The 19731-nt window shown below is 41.4% G+C and carries 13 protein-coding genes; 9 read left to right on the top strand and 4 right to left on the bottom strand.

Annotated features, from left to right (window positions below; genetic code table 11):
* Positions 1-257: 257 nt before the first annotated feature.
* Positions 258-602: a DUF1815 family protein gene (locus AACS98_RS11560; RefSeq protein ID WP_066379878.1), complete on the top strand. Its 345-nt coding sequence runs from the start codon at positions 258-260 to the stop codon at positions 600-602.
* 310 nt (positions 603-912) lie between these two features.
* Here the strand turns inward: AACS98_RS11560 and AACS98_RS11555 are convergent, their stop codons facing one another.
* A complete protein-coding gene (locus AACS98_RS11555; protein WP_066379873.1) occupies positions 913-1509 on the bottom strand; it encodes a glyoxalase-like domain protein in 597 nt (198 codons plus the stop codon).
* A 187-nt stretch (positions 1510-1696) separates the two neighbouring features.
* On the opposite strand from AACS98_RS11555, the gene AACS98_RS11550 reads away from it, so the two are divergent.
* Together AACS98_RS11550 and AACS98_RS11545 are read left to right on the top strand one after the other, a co-directional pair.
* Complete coding sequence (locus AACS98_RS11550; protein ID WP_066379871.1) at positions 1697-2326, top strand: RNA polymerase subunit sigma-70; 630 nt, start codon at positions 1697-1699, stop codon at positions 2324-2326.
* A gap of 98 nt (positions 2327-2424) precedes the next feature.
* Positions 2425-3522, top strand: coding sequence for a tetratricopeptide repeat protein (locus tag AACS98_RS11545; protein WP_082803722.1), 1098 nt, complete (start codon positions 2425-2427; stop codon positions 3520-3522).
* 111 nt (positions 3523-3633) lie between these two features.
* On the opposite strand, the gene AACS98_RS11540 is transcribed toward AACS98_RS11545, so the two are convergent.
* From AACS98_RS11540 to AACS98_RS11530, 3 genes are all read right to left on the bottom strand, one after another.
* Positions 3634-4497, bottom strand: coding sequence for a hypothetical protein (locus AACS98_RS11540; protein ID WP_066380077.1), 864 nt, complete (start codon positions 4495-4497; stop codon positions 3634-3636).
* Positions 4498-5114: 617 nt separating this feature from the next.
* The gene (locus AACS98_RS11535; protein ID WP_066380075.1) at positions 5115-5594 is read right to left on the bottom strand and encodes a DUF2267 domain-containing protein; all 480 of its coding nucleotides are present in this window, start codon (positions 5592-5594) and stop codon (positions 5115-5117) included.
* A 201-nt stretch (positions 5595-5795) separates the two neighbouring features.
* Positions 5796-7196: a sensor histidine kinase gene (locus tag AACS98_RS11530; protein ID WP_066379863.1), complete on the bottom strand. Its 1401-nt coding sequence runs from the start codon at positions 7194-7196 to the stop codon at positions 5796-5798.
* Positions 7197-8277: 1081 nt separating this feature from the next.
* Here AACS98_RS11530 and AACS98_RS11525 point away from each other — a divergent pair.
* The 6 genes from AACS98_RS11525 (at position 8278) to ppk1 (ending at position 19410) form a co-directional block, all read left to right on the top strand.
* A complete protein-coding gene (locus AACS98_RS11525; protein ID WP_066379852.1) occupies positions 8278-10995 on the top strand; it encodes a pre-peptidase C-terminal domain-containing protein in 2718 nt (905 codons plus the stop codon).
* A gap of 153 nt (positions 10996-11148) precedes the next feature.
* Complete coding sequence (locus AACS98_RS11520; protein ID WP_066379849.1) at positions 11149-11784, top strand: hypothetical protein; 636 nt, start codon at positions 11149-11151, stop codon at positions 11782-11784.
* 285 nt (positions 11785-12069) lie between these two features.
* The gene (locus tag AACS98_RS11515) at positions 12070-12636 is read left to right on the top strand and encodes a hypothetical protein (protein ID WP_066379847.1); all 567 of its coding nucleotides are present in this window, start codon (positions 12070-12072) and stop codon (positions 12634-12636) included.
* Between the two features lie 66 nt (positions 12637-12702).
* Entirely contained in the window at positions 12703-13638 is a 936-nt protein-coding gene (locus tag AACS98_RS11510; RefSeq protein WP_066379844.1) for a fimbrial biogenesis chaperone, read from the top strand.
* 100 nt (positions 13639-13738) lie between these two features.
* Positions 13739-16861, top strand: a complete 3123-nt coding sequence (locus AACS98_RS11505; RefSeq protein WP_066379842.1) for a carboxypeptidase regulatory-like domain-containing protein — start codon at positions 13739-13741, stop codon at positions 16859-16861.
* A 335-nt stretch (positions 16862-17196) separates the two neighbouring features.
* On the top strand, positions 17197-19410 hold the full coding sequence (gene ppk1 / locus AACS98_RS11500) for a polyphosphate kinase 1 (RefSeq protein WP_066379840.1): 2214 nt from the start codon (positions 17197-17199) through the stop codon (positions 19408-19410).
* The last annotated feature ends 321 nt before the right edge of the window (positions 19411-19731 follow it).

The raw sequence follows: 19731 nt of genomic DNA, 5'->3' as shown, positions 1-19731 counted from the left end.
TTACGAACAATTACACAAGACAGAGTTTTGTCACAAAAATCATCATTTTACTAATTCTATCTGCTCGTTTGATTTGGCAAACTGAATAGTTTGATACGACAAACAATGAAGTTTTCTCTTACCTTAAGCTAGGTAGCCATTTAACTACCTAATTAGTGTCCGGTTATTGTAATGAATAGTTTACAATACCAATGGATGAGAAAACCTAAAGAAAATATAAAAGTGACTCAAATGACTGTGGTGTCTGGAGGACAAAAGTGTTTCAAAGACTAGCGCATCAACACCGGCAATTCGTTCAAGACTTGGTAATGAACCTACAAGCCTTGGCAATTGTACTAGAAAGACGGGGATATCCTGCGTCTTGTTACACCTGTGGCGACCAAATGAACAGTGCTTCATTTATGGTGAGTTTGGGAAATAATCACCTCATCCGGTTTTTAGTATCCGACTATGGGATCACCTGGACAGAGATGCGGGATGATCGGGAATTAATGAAATTAGAAGGTGCAGAAGCTATTCACCAACTACAAGAGCTAGCGAATCTTGTCAAGCAACCTACACCAGTGATTGCTGGTAGTAAAGTTTTGGCAAAAAGAGGTTAATTTCGTCTATATTCCTGTCTTGGTGGGTGTGAGTGAAAACTCCTCCAGCAATCGATCTCCTGTCGAGAATCGATTCATTTTTAAGTGTAAAATTTTATTACCAGAGGATAAACAGCAAACATAATTTTTTTTCCACTTCATTTGAGTTAGCCACAGAATAGGGTGCGTTTCAGGTTGACGAAATGCACCCTATGTCTCATCTTATATTGTGCGAAATGCTTAACAGTACCTAAAATACCGGGTTTTTCCAGCATTCATCCCACCCAGTTTTTCAACCTGGTGCAAGATGTCGCAGAATGATCATTTCAGCCTAATTTGCTACCTCAGCCATTTCAATAACTCGCCCTTCATAATCTTTCACGAGAAAATTGAGCGGTTTTTGGTTACGAATCTTGAACTTGAGACCGCGTGTTTCTACTCGCAATAAAATCATCTCTAGGCAGTCACGGTCAAAACAAACATGACGTTGCTGATTTTTAGTACCTAAACTAGCTCCAGTAATCACATGTAGTTGGGTATTTTTCTTTAATTGATACCACAGCCCATCATTGCCGTTGTTCATTGTTCTGCCTGACAAGCTAGGACTGGTGGACATATATAGCGGATCTAACCCCGTTGCGCCTATAGTTTGTTCGTAGTTGTAGTAGTAGTGCAAAGGCACTTCTGCGGCTGGTAAATCTAGCAGCCCTTCATATAACTGTCGGGCAATTTCTAGATCAGAAACCATTACAGTATAAACTTTGGGCGCGCTGGTGAGAAATAGCCACATAGCACCTGCATAGGCTGCTAGTAGCATCACCATAATACCTTGGGTAGAAAACAGGCTATCTAGGGGAAGGGAGGGCAAAAAAGAGCCTAAAGTCAAAGGCGCGAGCAGGAACGATATCACACTAGCTGCTATAACCATGAACAAATTAGAAATTATATAGAGGGAGCCGCTTTTATTATTGTCTATGAAGACTCAAAAAGGGTCTTGATTCTAGTGTATCAAGAGTCAGTCTGAGCTTTAAACAGACTAACGTCAAGGTATTATACGGCTGAAACTCAGAATCATATTGCCAATATTATCTTAACTGCTATCTACCGACTGCTTTATGCAAATTCCTCATTTTCCTGAAGCTAATCACCCACTGGTAAAGTCGCTGTTTCATCACAGTGACCAAGAACTGCTGTCTTTGTTTCAAGATCATCCTGATGCTGGCAGATACTTCACAGTGATTTTTTGCCGTTACAGTCCGATAGTTTACACCTTAATTCAACATTCAGCGCGATCGCCTGTGCAAGCTGAGTATTTATTTGCCCTAACTTGGCGACATATCTATTATCAACTCGGTGGATTAGATTTAAACAACCCCCCAGCCGGCCAGGAAGGTTTGACTTTACAAAACTGGCTAATTAATCTCACTGCTTGTTGCATTAACGAAATTGAACTACCACCCACCGAGGCAATACATTATTCTCTGCAAGCAACTTCACCGCCGTTATGGTGTTATGTCGAACAGGCGTTAGATCAATTACCGCCAATATTGCGCTTAATGCTGTTAATGGCTCAAACTTTCCATTGGAGTGAAACGCGCATTGCCGCTTACCTACAAGCCGAAGGCGAAAAAATTACACCGTCTGAGGTAGCTAATTTTCTTCAGTCAGGCTATCGTATGCTAGAAGAACAATTACCTACAGACATTCGTGCCATTTATTTGGGCGAGGATATGGCTCAATCATAGCCTAAGTATATCCGCGTATGCTGTCACTTTCGATATTGACAAAATAAAACTGTTTTTGCAAGCTTGTACTGAAACAGATAATTTCCGGGGTAAGTTTTATGAGCAGAAGGCATACGGTTTTAAATTTAATTCCTTACCCTCAAACTTTCAGTTTTGGGTGGGTGAATAAATATCAGTTTTTGAGTTATTACCTGTTACTTGTGACTTTGCTGCTTCATCCTCTGGCGGCGGGTGCGGTTGACATTACGCAACAACTGCATCGTCCTTTAAGCAGTTCATTTGGGCGACAATCTAGAGATGAAGCCGATAAATTATTACGTATTAGTCAGCAGCAATATCATGCTGGTGCGGCGGCGAAAGCCATTGAATCCGGCTTACAAGCACTCAATATTTATCACTTAATTGGTGATGTCAAAGCTAAAGGTTCGACCTATGATTTGCTAGCTAGGGCTTATATACAGTTAGGTCTTTATAAAGAAGGTGAAGACGCTTTACGGCGACAGTTAGCGATCGCACGAGACACCCATGATTTTCAATCTCAGATATTTGCTTTAAATAACCTGGCTACATTGTTCCTACAAGCTGGGGAACCCATCCCCGCCGGGAAGACAGTAGAGGAAGCACTGAAAATTGCTCACAATGTCAAAAATATAGAAGGTGAAGGACTATCTTTAAGTAATTTAGGTTTAGTATCAGCTAGGCTCGGAGACTACAACCAAGCCATTAAACTGTATGAAACCGCGCTCAAATACCGCCGCCAAACAGGTGATATTAACGGTGAACTCAACACTTTAAATAACTTAGGTGATGTTTATCTAGCGGCGGGTAATTATCCAGATACGATAGGGACTTATGGCGCAGCCTTGCGAATGGCTAAAATCAACAGCGATCGCACCAATCAATTACGGGCGATTGATGGTTTAGTTGCAGCGCACAGTGCCGTCGGGCGTTATGAACGCGCCTTCGAGTTACTGCAACAACGCTTAATCCTAGCCCAACAATCACAAAATCTGCGAGAACAATTAAACTCCTTTGAATCTTATGCCCAACTTTATGAACAGCTAGGGAATTATTCCACAGCTCGTAATTTTTACGAAAGAGCCATCATCCTCTCACAAACCCTAGAAGATAGTAAAAAAGAAGTTTTCTTACGGGATCGAGTCACGCAAATGCTCAAGAAGCCAGGGCGGAGGTGAAAAGAGAGGCAGGGGGGCAGGAGGCAGGGGAGGCAGGGGAGGCAGGGGAGGCAGGGGAGGCAGGGGAGGCAGGGGGAGAAAAACTAATGACCAATGACTAATGACTAATGACTAATTCAAAAACACAGTACCATCTTGTTGAATTCTGACTGTACCTTTATCTTCGCCGGGTTCAGTGGTAGAGTTGAGGGTAACTCTTAACATCCCTGCTTCCCCGGTGGGTTGTGGAATTACCTTCACTAATCCGCCATCCTTACGGTAGATTGTCAGTGTAACTGGTGCGCCTAAACCTTGGAGCATGACATTAGAGTTACCTTGAAGCGTTCGGGGTTCCGTATCGCCAATTACTTGATAAGTTACCTCCGCACCAGTATTATTCACTAAATTGACATTTACCCTACCATTGGCGAGTGCAAGTCTAGCACTGGCTGGTTGTCGTTCCCTTGGTAGGGGCGGTTGAGCGACAGACACCTCTGGGCGAGCCGGAATTACTTGCTCAGGATTGATACCTCGTGCTATCAACTGTTGAGTGAAAGCATTGGGAGGACACCCTTGAGGTACAACATTTCTAGTATTGAAAGGCTCTTCATAATAAATCCGAGGGCAGGGATTAATGCCCGTAGTGCGAGTTTGGGGTGCTTCACCGCCCATACCCATCCCTGGCTGATATGGTGACTGTGTGACAGGGGGTAAAGTTGCCGGTAAAAGTCCTTGAGCTGCTAGCCTGCGAGTTAAGGTATTAGGAGGACATCCCCTTGGTACTAACACCCGCTCATCGTGCGGTTTTTCGTAAAAAATACTAGGACAAGGGTTAACTCTGGAATTAGGTTCCGGTATGGGTTGTTGTAGGGGTTGTTGTAGGGGTTGCTGTGCTGATACTGCTTGAGGAATTGCTGATATGCTCATCAGTAATCCTCCACAGATAGCACTAAATAATTTAGTGGAATTTTGCAACTTTTGAGAATGTATAGACATGATTAACTCCTGTGGAAATTTAAGTTTTACAGGTTTAAACATTTATTAATTAGCCAATTCAACAATAAAAAATAAACTTAATTACTGAAACTTGACGTATATAAGTCTAGCAACTATTAATTTTGAATATATCTAGCTTTAGACCGGAAATAATAGACAAAAATCACGGTTTTTTCTCTCTTAAGTATGAGTTTTAATGTCTAAAAAAATCCGATTCAACAGTAAATATTAAGTAGTGGCGTGGCAAGGCTAAAATAGTGCAAAAATATAGTTCTTGTGTGTGGTGTAAGCTCTCTAGCCTGCACCGGACTGGCTAGAGAACTTATCCCACAAGAGAGTTTTAATGCAACACTTTAAGCTGGCCAAGTCACTACAATTTAAGGTTTACTGAAAACAATTTATAGCTGTAATATCAAGTCCGGTTAATTACTGATAATTAACTGAAGATGCAGACTTTTCTCTGACTCTGTTCCCCGTTCCCCGTTACCTGTTCCCCGTTCCCTGTTCCCTGTTCCCCGTTCCCTGTTCCCTAGCCCTCACAGATATGATAACTATTCCAACGGACATGACCAATATTTCAGGCAGTTCCTAACTTTCAGCTAAAGCACCCTAAAATTTTAAGCTTCATCCCAAAGTTGACGTACTTTGTCAGGTAGCCAACTAGAAATTTCCTGAATTCTTTGGGGAGATAGTTCGTCTTTAGTGGCAGAAAATACGGCTTTAACTACTTGTTCGCGGTTTACATTTGGGGGCATTCCGCCTTCATTTGCCACCCGAAATAAAAAGCGATCGCTATCAATTTTAAAAATACCAGGCCCCTGCCAAGGTGGACGTACCCGACTCAAAAATCCCACAAGTGGATTTGTATCATGCCATAAATCAGCTATTTCCATTTGCAGTGATTTATCCTCACTGATTTCTGCTGGTTCGTGTAGTTCTGCTTCCACTCTGTCAGCAGTTTCTGTAGTCATCAAGTCCCGCATCACCCGGAATACAACTTCTGTGATATCTCTGGCATCATAGATATCTGATAAACCACTTTTTTCCTGAACTTTTTCTAAAAATGGTGTATCTTGTTCTTTGATATTAGTTCTCATTTCAGCCTCCGACACTAAATTTATAGCTGCATTTCCCACAGAGAAAATAGCAGTTTAGATGAATAATCCTGTGGTTAGGTATTAGCCATTAAACTGCTTCCTCTAGAGGTTTTGTGTAAACAATGCAAGCTTTACTTAATAAATTAATAGTGCAAGTGAGGAGAATTCATCTATCACAGGAAACAATTATTGAATATAGAATTAAGACTCAAGAGTTATTGGTAAACAGACAATAAAAGTAGTACCTTTGCCTAAAGTGCTTTCTACTTGAATTTGACCTTGGTGATGTTCGACAATAGCGTGAGCGATCGCTAACCCCAATCCTGAACCAGTAGCACTGTCTGTAGCCAGACTCCCCGTTTTATGGGTGCGTGCCGGATCTACACGATAAAAACGGTCAAATAATCGAGGTAACGCCTCAGATGGAATCCCTACGCCAGTATCACTTACCTTAACTTGCAAATATGCCGCACCGTTGTAGCGCATTTTATCTATGCGTCCTAGTTCTACATTCACCTCCCCACCGCCTGGGGTATATTGCAAAGCATTACCAATCAAATTAGTAAACAACCGCACCAATTGATCCCAATTACCCCAGAGTGTAAACCAATTTTCTAACAACTCTGCGCTAGTTTCCGAAGCGGGAGGATCTACCAAATGCAAATTTAGCGAGATAGCTTTGTCTGTAGCAAGCAGTTGTTGTTCTTCCACCACCTCCATCAGCAAAGCATCTAACGGACAATCTGCAAAACCATCTTTGCTCATGCCACTATCTTGGCGTGCTAAGAATAATAAATCATTGACTAACTTGCCCAAACGCTGTGTTAACCTTTCCACCACCTTCAACTGTTGTCGATAGTTTTTTGACATACTAGCTTCGGCTGGTGCTAAGTCTAAATCAGCTAAAGCCACTTGCACATTCGTTTGAATCAACGTAATCGGACTTCTCAACTCATGGGAAGCATCAGCTGTGAATTGTTTGAGACGTTGGTAAGATTCCCCCACAGGTTCCATCGCTTTCCCCGAAAGAAACCAACCGCAATAACCCACAGACAGCACCATTAAACCAGTACCCAACGCTAAATCAAAAATTAACTGACGACTCGGTTTAGTCACTTCAAACCAAGGATGACTCACACGCAGATATCCTAAAACCTGTCGTCCCACTTCTACGCGCTGCGTAACTTGTCGCAATAACAACTCTGAATCTTCCCATGTTTGTGATGCTGCCTTGGGTATGTGGACGGTTTCACCAGTGCGGTTACTGTGAATGGGAACATTTAGAGGCTCAGAAAAAGTAGACCAGATTAACTCACCAGTCGGACTAAACCATTCTAAATCAATATGGTCATCTTCTACCGTCTGGGCATTGTTGCGAAAACTCGCCTCTACATTAATATGTAATTGTTCAGCGTCACCCTTCACTGGCTCAATCACTAAAGAACGCTCGACTATTTCCACCACATGATTCAACGTATCATCTATGCGTTCAATTAACGTACTACGCACATATAAATACACACCACTAGCAAACAGCAGTAGCAGCACAGCAGTGACAGCAGTGTACCAGATAGCCAGACGGCGACGAGTAGCTTGGAACATATCGCAACTCAACCAAAAGCATATATAAGTAGCTATAAGTAGCTCAACTTAAAAACACGTCATACCCAAATCCCCGATTTCTCGAAGAAGTCGGGGATTTATCCCATCATCATTTTATCTTGGATAGGACTTACGCAAGTGTCACCTTAAAGATGTCTTGTAGGGTGCTTTAGAATGCTTAAATGCTGTCAATAAATAAATGTATTTTTGTTATCTGACCCACCCTACTATTATGCCAGTTGCGTAAGTCCAGTTTAATATGATGAAAGTAGTTGTTCAGCAAATTTAATTTTGACGGTTTGCGAAGAAATGCGTTTGTTAAGTTTTGATTAGGCTAAAAGCGCGTTTATGCTCTCTTTTTCTCAGGGAGGGTGATTTTATTCCCCTCGATTCCAGCTATGGAATCTCATCTCGGTATTTCCCACAGATTATCTGATTTTGTTCTAGTAATCTTTGCAAAAAAATATTTAATCCTACCATTTATTTTATACCTACCAAAAAAGATTAATCCTATTTAAAATAATTTAACAATTTCATGATGAAACTTGGCATTTTTAAGTAATTCCACGGAAGCATAGTTTTTAGCATAAAAGTTAAATTCTAGATGCACTTGAAATGTGAGGAAACTGTCCAGAGAAAACAAAAAGCCAGAAAGATAAAAAAATATCTTCCGGAGTCAGTTTAAATTTTGTGAAAAAGAATCTAGTTACTCAGAAAATCAGGATAAATTCATACATGACAAAAATTCTACTTCTACACCTTGACTAGCAACTCAGATACCAGCAACCTAATAATATATAAAACAACTCCTAACAATATAAAAACATCTTGTTAATGGGATAGATACTCAAATTGAGAAATTTTCCCATTTATCCAGCCACAACAAAGCCGTAAATTCACATAATGGAATATTAAAATTCTGCTTAGGTTGCAACTCCACACCAGCAAACCTGGTTTTGACATAACTAATGGTTAACTATGGTTGAGTGATGACAATTAATTTGTGCTAATTAAGGCGGCAATCCTGTAAATCGTTGGCAATCTTAATTGTCGAACTTATAAAAATACCAAGGAAACAAAGATGGGAACTTACAACGGAACAACACCCTTCCCCGATCCGGGTAGTAACACATCCACAGCCCTAGACACTGCAACCTATATTGGTGGTTCTCTCCTCAGCACACCAAGCTTATTTCAAGACAGTCTTAACCGTTCAATTTCTGACTTATCAGATTATTACAGATTCACTATTAGTAGTTCCAGCATAGTCACCTTAGAACTGGATGGACTAACTGATGATGCTAATTTAACCCTGCGAAATAGTGGTAATGGTGTCATTGCCAGTTCTAGCAATAGTGGAACTAATCCAGAGAGAATACGTTGGAGCCTCAACGGTGGGCCTAGCGACTCCTTTTACACACAGGCTTTTTTTCCAAGATTCGGTTCATCAACCTTCACCGAGTATAATCTTCGGCTCTCCGCAGAAGCTATTCAGCAAACCAATATAGACGATAATACAACTGCCAACGCCAGAAATATTGGTACATTCAGTGCTACAGGTAGCATAACTCCCATAACTGATTATGTAAGTGGCTCAGGTCAAGTTGTAGATCCAAACGACTACTACAGTTTCACAATAACCAATAGTGGAACAGTTAACATCGGTTTGAGTAGTCTGAATGGTACTGATATTCTCTATGCTGATCTTGAACTCATAAATAGTGCCAGTTTACTTGTCCAACGCAGTGATACTGCTGGAACAACATCAGAGTCAATTAATCGCAGTCTTGCTGCTGGTACATACTATATCCGGGCTTACTCCTCCTCAGATCCGGGTAACTATCAGTTAGATTTTAGCTTTACCGCCGACCCACCAGACGAAGGGGGAAACACAGTTGGAACTGCTACTGCCATTAATTTACCTTATGACATATCAGATCAAGTCAGCCTAGGAGACACTAGCGATTATTACCAGTTCACCTTAAATGAAGCATCTCTAGTAGATATCAGATTCACATACCTGACAGCCGATGCGAATTTATATCTGCAAACCGCAACTGGTAGTACCATTATTAGCTCAACCCAGTCGGGAACAGCCTTAGATGCAGTTCGGCGCAGCTTGAATGCTGGTACTTACACCATCTTAGTTGAACGTGGTTCGGCAACGACAGCTGAATATACCTTGAGTGCATCTGCTGAAGCAATTGGAACAGATCAAGCCCCCAACAGTACAACAACAGCACAGGATTTGGGGAGCTTAAATAGTAGTATCTCCCGCAGTGAATTTGTAGGCAATATAGACACTAATGATTACTATAAATTCACTGTAAATACAACTTCTGAGTTCAGCCTTGCTCTGAATATTTCGAGTAACTATCCAGATTTGCAGCTAGTTAATGCAGATGTGCAACTTCTTAACAGTGGCGGTACACAAATCGCTATATCTAACCAACCGGGGAATAGTAATGAAAGTATTAACGCTACCCTGGATGCAGGTACATACTTTGTTCGTGTCTATACATCTGGGTTAGCTAATACCTTCTATGATTTGAATCTCACAGCACAGTCACAAGCGAGATTAGTACAAGACATTAATTCGACTGGTAGTTCTAACCCTGCCAACCTCACCGCATTGGGTAATACACTATATTTTACTGCTGATGATGGTGGTGTAAATGGTGTCCAATTATGGAGCAGTGACGGTAATACAACCACCAAACTGAGTAATAACACTAGCTTTAACCCAAGTAACTTAGTAGTTTTCAACAACAGATTATACTTTACCGCCAGTGACAGCACGTATGGTAGGGAACTGTGGGAATATAACGGTACTTCGGTAAATAGGATTAGTGATATTAATGTTGGTGTTGGTAATTCTGATCCAGGTAATTTGACTGTGGTTGGGAACCAACTATTTTTTACCGCCGTCGATAGTAGCAGCACCAGACAACTTTGGGTTTATAATGGCTCAAGCCTGAATTTAGTAGACATTAACCCTGGTTTTGCTACTAATGGTACACCCACCCATACCACGGTTTTTAATAATCGCCTCTTCTTCACAGCCCAAAATAACAGTCAACTGTGGTCAACTGACGGTTCTATAGCTGGTACACAAGTGATTACTGCTGACGGTGTTGCTAGCTCAACTCCACGCCGGTTGACAGTAGTTGGTAATACTTTGTACTTCACCGCCAACAATGGCACAAGTGGTCATGAAGTATGGCAGTATCAAAGCGGTACTACAGCCAGCTTGCTCAAAGATATTACCCCCGGTGATAATTCCTACGCTCCAGACAGACTCACAGCAGTTGGTAATACTTTGTACTTTGTCACAGATAGCGACAATGACTTTAACTTGGAACTGTGGAAGAGTGATGGAACGGAAGCCGGAACCCAGCCTATCGGTAGTGATGGAACTGCTCCAAATGTTGGTTTCGGGCCTATCTACTTAACTGCTGTAGGAAATACGCTCTATTTTGTTGGAAATGATACGACTTCAGGTTTAGAGCTATGGAAAACAGATGGTATAAATACGAACATTATTAAGAATATCTCATCTGGTAATTCTCATAGTATTCCCACTAGCCTTGTCAACTTCAATGGTATCCTCGCCTTTGCCGCTTCAGATGGTACCAGTCGGGAGGTGTGGTTCAGTGACGGCACAGAGCTAAATACAAGTAAGGTTAGCAACATTTATTCTGGACAAAATGCTAACCCTGCTTCGCTCACTGTCGTTGGTAATAAGCTGTTCTTCACCGCTACAGACGGGGCTGATAACACAGAATTGTATGTAATTTAAAGGAGGTGATTGTTAAAACACAAAATCTATTTAAACCAGCTACATTTAACTGGTTGGAGTTTCTTAAAACTTCTATTGCCTTGATTGAACGAAATTGACTAAAAGTCAACACAAATTGACACAAACACAAAATATAGGGAGTTGTCTTTCGTTATGAAGAACAAATTTTTAGCTCTAGCTGCTTTCGGTGCTGCATTGGGTAGCGCAGTGGTTGCTGCTCCTGCTCATGCACAAATTACTCAAAATGATGGCCCCACCAGCAACATTGAAGTTAATGTCCTGGTTCCAGAAGTTCTGTATTTGAGAACAATTGAGAACATTGATTTGGAGATTCTTCCTGCTGATTTGACTGCTGCAACATTAACCGGACCGTTAGCAGGATCTGTTCCACCTGCTTACGTTGGTGAAGACAACGATCAAGCTGAAGAAGTTGGTGGTACTGTGAATGCTACTTCTCCATTTGCAGGAGACTTTCTCAATGGTACAGGTGTGACCAAAACTATTCCCAGTGCCTACATAGTTTGGTCTAACTCGCCCACAGGCAGTTACCAAGTACAAGTCACAGCTCCTGCTAGTGGATTTGTAAGATCTGGTGCTGCTGCTGGTGCTGCTGTTGTTGAGGTTGATTTTGACGAGACTTACCCAGTTACACATACTGCTGAAGGTCTAGTTACTGCTTCTCCTAAAGATATTACATTGATCCTGGGAGCATCAGACGATAACATCACTGCTGGAACTTACTCAGGTGTTCTCGAAGTCACAGCTTTCAGACCAGACCCAGCACCATAACCATAATTTGTAAATCTTCATTGTGTCAGCATAGGGAGGAAAAATCTGTATCTAACCTGACAAGTACATAACAGATATTCCTCCTCATGCTCATCAGATGCACTCAAGCAGTTAATTGTTGGAATTAACTTCCTACCCCCTGAAAAATGGGGGACTTTTCCATATTCAATCTTTGAGACATCTTGACAATTCCCACAGAAATAGGAATAAGTTGCTGTTGATGCCTAAGATTTAGTTGCCAGCAGAATATAGTTATACATAAACTTTCGATCTGGTGTTGGTTTCATGTTTTTTTGGTATAAGTTAAATTCAAACTACTACAAGCGTTACTTGCTCGGCGGCTTGAGTGCCAGTATAGCTTTTATTCTAGGAACACAAGCTCAGACTGTAGCAGAATTAACTTCTCCTGTAGACCCTCTAGAAATTAATCAGTTATCTATTCCCCAAACTCTGACTATTCCTCCCATCACACATTCGGAAATTTCTTTGACCATTGGCAGTGATACAGTCAACCCAAAAGACTTATTAACACCTCCCCAATTTAATGTGATTACCAGAGAGTTTCCTGCCGTTTGGAAGATGCGAGTGCCGATAGATCAAGTAAATTCACTCTATGCTACCTATGAAATGAAAGCTGCCAATGGTAGAGACAGTTCAATTAGTAGTGACAGGCGTTCCGATACTGTTGTACCAATAATCATCGAGCCATTACCAATCAGGGAAATTTCCCGTGACACCGAGAGTAATACAGCTGTGGTAGAAGGTGGATTCCGACTACAACTGAATCTAAATCATGCCCGGTTTGCCGACAAATATACTGGACAATTATTAGTCAAAGTTGACCGTCGTTAGGGTTGAGAAATTTAGATCCCAAAAATAGTCAATTTGTGGTGTTTTAAAGTGTGAGGATTGATGTAGATGTTGTCAAAATTTAAAGGTCTTACCCTGGGTTTAATTGGGGCATTAGCTCTGAATATAGCTCCGGCTAAAGCAGTGAATATAGGTGTAACTCCACCTAGATTCAGTATAAATCTTAGTGGTAATAAAACACGCACCGAAGCCATCCGAGTGTTAAACCTGGACTCTAAACCAGTGGAATTAAAAGTTTATGTGCGCTCTTGGCAGCTAGATGAAAATAATCAATTACAAGTAATTCCTCCTAATAGTGAACAATCTTTAGACCAGTGGATTGTTTTTACACCCTCTAAATTTACAATTCCAGCTGGTGGCGCCCAAACCGTCCGCTTTGCTATTCGTCCCCGTGTCCAACCCCGTGCGGGTGAGCATCGAGCGGTAATCATGATTGAAGAAGTGCCACCTGCTAACTCTAAATCCAAAGGGGTGAGAGTGGTTGGCAAATTAGGGGTTGCTGTGTATGCTTATGTGGGAGATATTAAACGAGATGGGGTGTTGAATTCTGTTAACGTAGACACCAAATCTAACTCTGTACAAGCATCTTTCGATATTTCTAGTCAGGGAAATGCTTTTGTTAACCTTAATGGTCAATATGCCATTTGGCCAGCTGCTCAATATCCAGGTGCAGAAGCTACAAAACCCATAGGTAACTTAGGCCAGCCCAATGCAAAAATGCCAGAAAATGTTCTGGCGGCTGGTAGTTTACCCAGAACACCAGTTTTACCAGATAGTCGCCGTCAGATTGTATTACCCATCAATAAAACATTACCTCCTGGTAATTATGTGTTGGATATCAACGGAGATTTGGGTGGTGTAGCGATTAATAAAGGCATTCCATTTACAGTGCCGACAAATAATAATGTCAAGCTGAATAATCGCACTCAACCGAATTCTCAAAGGGTGAAAGATTTATTAAAAAATCATCTACAGAGTAGATAGGTTTGATAAGTTCAAAAGCTAGTTTTTTATCCTTCCCAACCATGTTTTTGTAGCCGGGAAGATGTTGAGGCTACTTATAGAAATTTGTTTGCTTTAATCTATGTTGTACCAACCTGCGACACCTCCCCCAGAAAACGCAATAATTATTAAATCAGAAGATAGTTCTTGCCAAAACCAAATAGATGCTAGCGTTAGCCAAGAACATCGAGTAATTGCGGGAACTTTAGCAACACCAACTCCACCAGAAACATTACCGCCGGAATTTGCTACTAATAATTTGCTACAAGCTTGTTATCAACAGGTATTGAGTAAAAAGGTTGAGCAACCAAGCCTGATTGTGAGTGAAAATGCTAAGAATCTTAGTAAACAAGAGCTTAGTCAAGTTGATGTTGCAGGAGTGCGACAAAACCCTGTTTCAGATATAGACTCGGCAAAAACAGAGATTGAAAATTTTCACGATTATCCAGCCAATAAATTACAAGATTCAGTTATTGTACCTACGGCAACACCATCATTAGTTGCTGAAAATGCTGTTGAGAGTAACACAACAAATACATTGACAACAGTCAACAAAGATACTCCTACAACAAATACGGTAAACAACATAGTCATTGAGCAGAAAAAACCAGAAAATCAGAATAACGTAGTTGCTCAAGACAATAAAACTTCTATAGATAAAATTAATCCTACAACCGATAATCCACTGAAAAACCTGTTAGCAGAAGCTAAAAGTTTATTATTAGCGGTAGTGGTAAATCAGCGTGAAATTGGGAGTTTAGAAGTTATACCAGAGGGCGATACTCTCTTAATTCCCCTGGAAGATTTTGTCCAAATTACAGGGTTAGAGCTGGAAAATACTGATGCTGAATCTCGTATTAAAACACCTTTAGGTGTAGTCAGTCTTACAGAAACAGACTTAAAAAAAATTAATGGTATAACTTACGTTAGTGATAGATTCTTAAAAGAGAAATTACTCACAAATATAGAAATAAAAGCTTCAGAACTGACTTTAAATGTTGATTTTCCTTGGTTGAGAGGTGTGGCATCCTCTAGAGATAGAGTGCTGGATTTGCAGCCAGAAGTGAAAGCTCCTAGCAATGGTTTATCGAGTTTACGACAAGAATTAAGATATAACAATAATTCCGGTAGGACAAGTTGGCGCAGTTCTACCCTGTTGGGAGGGCGGTTAGCTGGTGGTGCAGTTCGTTTACGTTTAGAGAATAATTTTGTTAATCAACCGCATCTGACTGAATATTTTTTCTTTAAACGCTCAGGGCCATTTCTCTATCAAATTGGTAAGCAGCAATTAACATTAAATCCAGTTTTTTCAGGGGTGAATTTCACAGGTTTGCAGTTTGGTTATACAAACATACCTGAAGATCGGTTTACTCCCAATTCCAGCGCATCTGAACTTTTACCCCGACGTTCTCAGCCAACACAAGGATTTCGTGGTGTAGTGCCGCCGGCTAGTTTGGTGAGGTTGCGTGTTGGTGGGGTGGTAGTAGCCCAACAACAGGTGGGTTTGAGTGGAGAATACGATTTTCAGGATGTGCGTTTACCAACAGGTCAAACGAGTGACATTGAACTGTTAATTTTTGATCGCAATAACTTATCTATTCCTGTAGAAATTCGTTCTTTAACCTTAAACGCTTCCGATTTATTATTACCATCTGGTGGTAATTTGCAGTTAGCTGGTGTAGGTGTGACTGGTAACTGGGTACAAGATAATTTATTCGATGATTTTGCTTCTAATCAGCCAGGGCGATTTACAGGGTTCTATCAAGTACGTCAAGGGATTTCTAATGATTTAACATTGGAAGCTGGTGTCCAGGTACTTCCAGAAACTACTCAAGCACAAGCTGGTTTTGCTTGGCGTTTGGCTGGGCCGTTAATTTTAGCTGCTAATGTAGGGACTGCAAATGGTGAGGTGGCTTACAAAGCAGATTTAAATTTTAGGTTAGGTAAATGGCTGGTTTTGGCGACTTCTGAGTTGTATCCCCAGGAATATTTTGCGACTTCTAACCGCAGTAATGGACGCGATTACTCAAATCATAGCTTGGATGTAAACTATAAGTTTAGTGATGCTTTCAACTTGGGTTTTATTGCCCGCGCCTACCAAAATCAGAAAGAAGATAGTAGCTATATTTTACCAACGTTTTTCCTCCGTGCCGCTTCTAACTTATCTTTTAGAGGTTCGCCTAACTATGGCGGCGACTATGTATTTAGTGCTGCATATCAACCGACGAACAAATCTAGGCTGTCGTTTCAAACCTATGGCGATATATATACCTCAGATTTTAGTTATAACTTAACTCGTCAGTATCGCTTATCGTTGGGGACTGAATCAGGGGGCGATTTAGCTACTCGTTACACTCTGATATTTAGTCGCAGCGCACCCAGTTTATCTGGCTTAAGCTGGCGGTTAGGTTTGGGATATCGAGAAGGGGAAATTGGCCCGTTTGTAGGTGCTAGTATGCGGATAATGCCGGGCTTATTCGCGTCTATTGATTATCAAGGTATCCCCTCTAGATATAAGAACACTCTAGGTGAGACTACTGATGAGCGTCTGACTGTATCACTAATCTCTGATTTATCGTTTGCTGGTGGTAGGATCAGACCGGCTGAGTCTAGTTTAGTTAGTAAAGACAGGGGTGCGATCGCTGGCAGAATATTTGTAGAAGGCGGCAGAAATGGTCTAGACCTCAGTGGCGGTCTGATCCAGGTTTATAATAATCGTGGTCGCAGCGTTGGCGGTGCAATCATTGACGCTCAAGGTAACTTCTTTGTTGGCAATTTGCGAGAAGGCAATTATGTAGTTCAACTTGACCCCAATGAGTTACCACTGGAAATTAACTTGCGAAAAACTTCGATAGTGGCGGAGGTAGCTGGTGGGGCTGTGACTCAGTTAAATTTCCCTGTCAGCCTAGAATACGGAATGGCAGGTAGAATCACTGATGTTTCCGGTCAGCCAATGCCATATATAGAACTAGAAGTGATTGATGCTGAAGGTAAACGAGTTTCTACAGCCGCGACTGACCAGTTTGGTCTTTATCGTGTAGATGGTCTGCCTGTTGGTAAGTATACACTGCGAGTTCCAAATCAAGAAAATATCACCAATAGTGAGAGTTTACCCAAGCTAGATGTAGCAATTAGCAACGATTTCATCTATGAGCAGAATTTGCGATTGCCAATTTCCGCAGCAGTCCAGCAAATAGCAGAGTAGGGATTGGGGATTGGGGACTCTTGACTGGGGATTGGGGGGATGAGGGGGATGTAGCTTGCTTCTCTTTCCCTACGGGACGCTCCGCGAACAGAGACGCTACGCGCTCGCGCAGCGTATCCGTAGGATTCACCCGCAGGGTGGGGGATGAGGGAGATGAGGAAGCGGAGGAGAAGAATTTTTACCCAGTAAACCGTCAACCGTCAACCGTCAACCGTCAACTATCAACAATTTTGAATTTTGAATTTTGAATTTTGAATTGATTGATGCCTGATTTCATTTACCATGTGTATTGTTCACCAGCTGAATGGGCTGCATCAGGCTAGCCTGCGATCGCCATGCCTAAATCTAATAAAAAAAGCTCTACCTCAATTAATTTAAACGAACCACAATATTATATTAACCGCGAGTTAAGCTGGTTAGAATTTAACAATCGCGTCTTACATGAAGCTTGCGATCAACGCACACGGCTTTTAGAACGTCTAAAGTTTTTAGCCATCTTCAGTTCTAATTTAGATGAGTTCTTCATGGTGCGGGTGGCAGCCTTGAAGCAACAGGTAGAAGCAAAAGTTGGTCAGTTAACACCCGATGGACGCACACCGCAACAACAGTTAAACGATATTCGGCTGACTCTCACACCCCAAGTCACAAAGCAGCATCAACATTTTGAGCAAGAAATTCGGCCGTTGTTAGCTAAACACGGTATCCATATTTTGGATTATATTAACTTGACGCAAAAGCAGCGCAAGTATTTAGATAATTATTTTGAAGACCAAATTTTCCCAGTTCTGACTCCCTTAGCGGTTGATCCCAGTCATCCCTTCCCCTACATTTCTAATCTCAGCCTGAATTTGGCTGTCTTGGTGAAAAACCCGGAGACAGAAGAAGAATTTTTTGCCAGAGTGAAAGTTCCCCATGTTTTACCGCGATTTTTACCGTTACCGCCAGAGTTGGGAATTCAGCAAAACGGACAACCAGCTAACTGGACAGGTATACCCTTAGAACAGGCGATCGCCCATAATTTAGATTCCCTGTTCCCAGGCATGAATATACAGGAATATCATCCTTTCCGCATCACCCGCGATGCTGATTTAGCTTTGGAAGAAGACGAAGCCGATGATTTGTTATTAGCCATAGAACAAGAACTAAGGAAACGGCGCATCGGTGGCGATCCTGTACGCATTGAGATTCAATCCCAAACGCCTGAACCAATCCGCACCAGATTATTACAAGACTTAGACTTGACAGAAAACGATGTCTATGAAGTAGATGGTTTGTTGGGACTGCGCGACTTGATGTATTTTATGTCCTTACCATTACCAGAACTCAAAGAACCACCACGCCAGTCTGTAGTACCTGTGCGGTTGCAACGACTCAAAGAACCCAGCTTAGACCCAGATGTTCTAGAGTTGGAAGAAGGAAAAGATTTCTTTTGTGTAATTCGGGAAAAAGATTTATTAGTACACCATCCTTATCAATCTTTTTCAGCGACAGTAGTACGCTTCATTACCCACGCCGCCCATGACCCAAATGTGTTGGCGATTAAAATGACATTATACCGTACTTCTGGAGATTCGCCCATAGTTAATGCCTTAATTGCGGCGGCGGAAAATGGCAAACAGGTGTCTGTGTTGGTGGAATTAAAAGCCCGGTTTGATGAGGAGAATAATATTTACTGGGCGAGACGATTAGAAAGGGTAGGGGTACACGTTGTTTATGGTTTAGTGGGTCTGAAGACTCATTGTAAAACTGTGATGGTGGTGCGGCGAGAAAAAGACCGCATACGTCGTTATGTACATATAGGTACTGGTAATTATAATCCAAAAACGGCCAGACTATATACAGATTTAGGATTGTTTAGTTGTCGTGAAGAATTAGGTGCGGATATTACAGATTTGTTTAATTTCTTGACAGGATACTCCTTGCAAAAAACCTATCGAGAATTATTAGTTGCACCTGTGAATATGCGCGATCGCTTTTTGGAATTAATTCGCCGCGAAATCGCCAATGTACAGAATGGATTAACAGGGCGGATTGTAGCTAAAATGAATTCCCTTGTGGATCCCAAAATCATCGCCACCTTATACGAAGCATCCCGCGCTGGAGTAAAAATCGACCTGATTATTCGGGGAATTTGTTGTTTACGTCCTGGGCTACCAGACATCAGCGAAAATATTCGCGTGATTAGCATCGTCGGACGCTTTTTAGAACACTCCCGCATTTATTACTTCTACAACAATGGACAAGAGGAAATTTATATTGGCAGTGCGGATTGGATGCGCCGCAACTTAGACCGACGCGTAGAAGTCATTACCCCGATTAAAGACCCAGATATTGCTAAAGATTTGCAAGAAGTTTTAGGAATTATGCTGGCAGATAATCGTCAAGCGTGGGATTTACAAGCGGATGGTAAGTATATTCAACGTCGTCCTGGTGATGAATGTCCAGAAGCCAACTCTCAAGTAACGCTGATGAATATGGCTTTACGTGCAACTGGTATAACTGCTAATCTCATTGATGCCAATAAAAGTTTCTCGCCAACTGATAGCTAACATCACAAAGCAATCATTATGCAATTTTTACATCACTGACTATAGGTTATTCTCTCAAGATGGTGGATGTAGCCACATCCCCAAAGGGTTGCCATCTTCAGAGTGAAAAGTTGAGAGTCTAGGTTGTCTCTGGACTAACTTTTTCTTGGTGGCATTCTGACTCTGTGAACTCCTAAATTCTTGTTCACAAACTGCTGACATGATGCAAATATATATTTAGGTTTCCCAAATTGTCATCAGAAAAACCAATTTTTTCTAAATCTTTAATTTTGGAGATTTTTATTTTGATATTTTCATATTGCAGCAGGAATTATTCAACCA

The organism is Anabaena sp. CA = ATCC 33047 (genome assembly GCF_963870205.1).
Lineage (GTDB): Bacteria > Cyanobacteriota > Cyanobacteriia > Cyanobacteriales > Nostocaceae > Trichormus.
The sequence above is the reverse complement of the archived record's forward strand: the minus strand, read 5'-3'. Positions and strand labels throughout refer to the sequence as shown.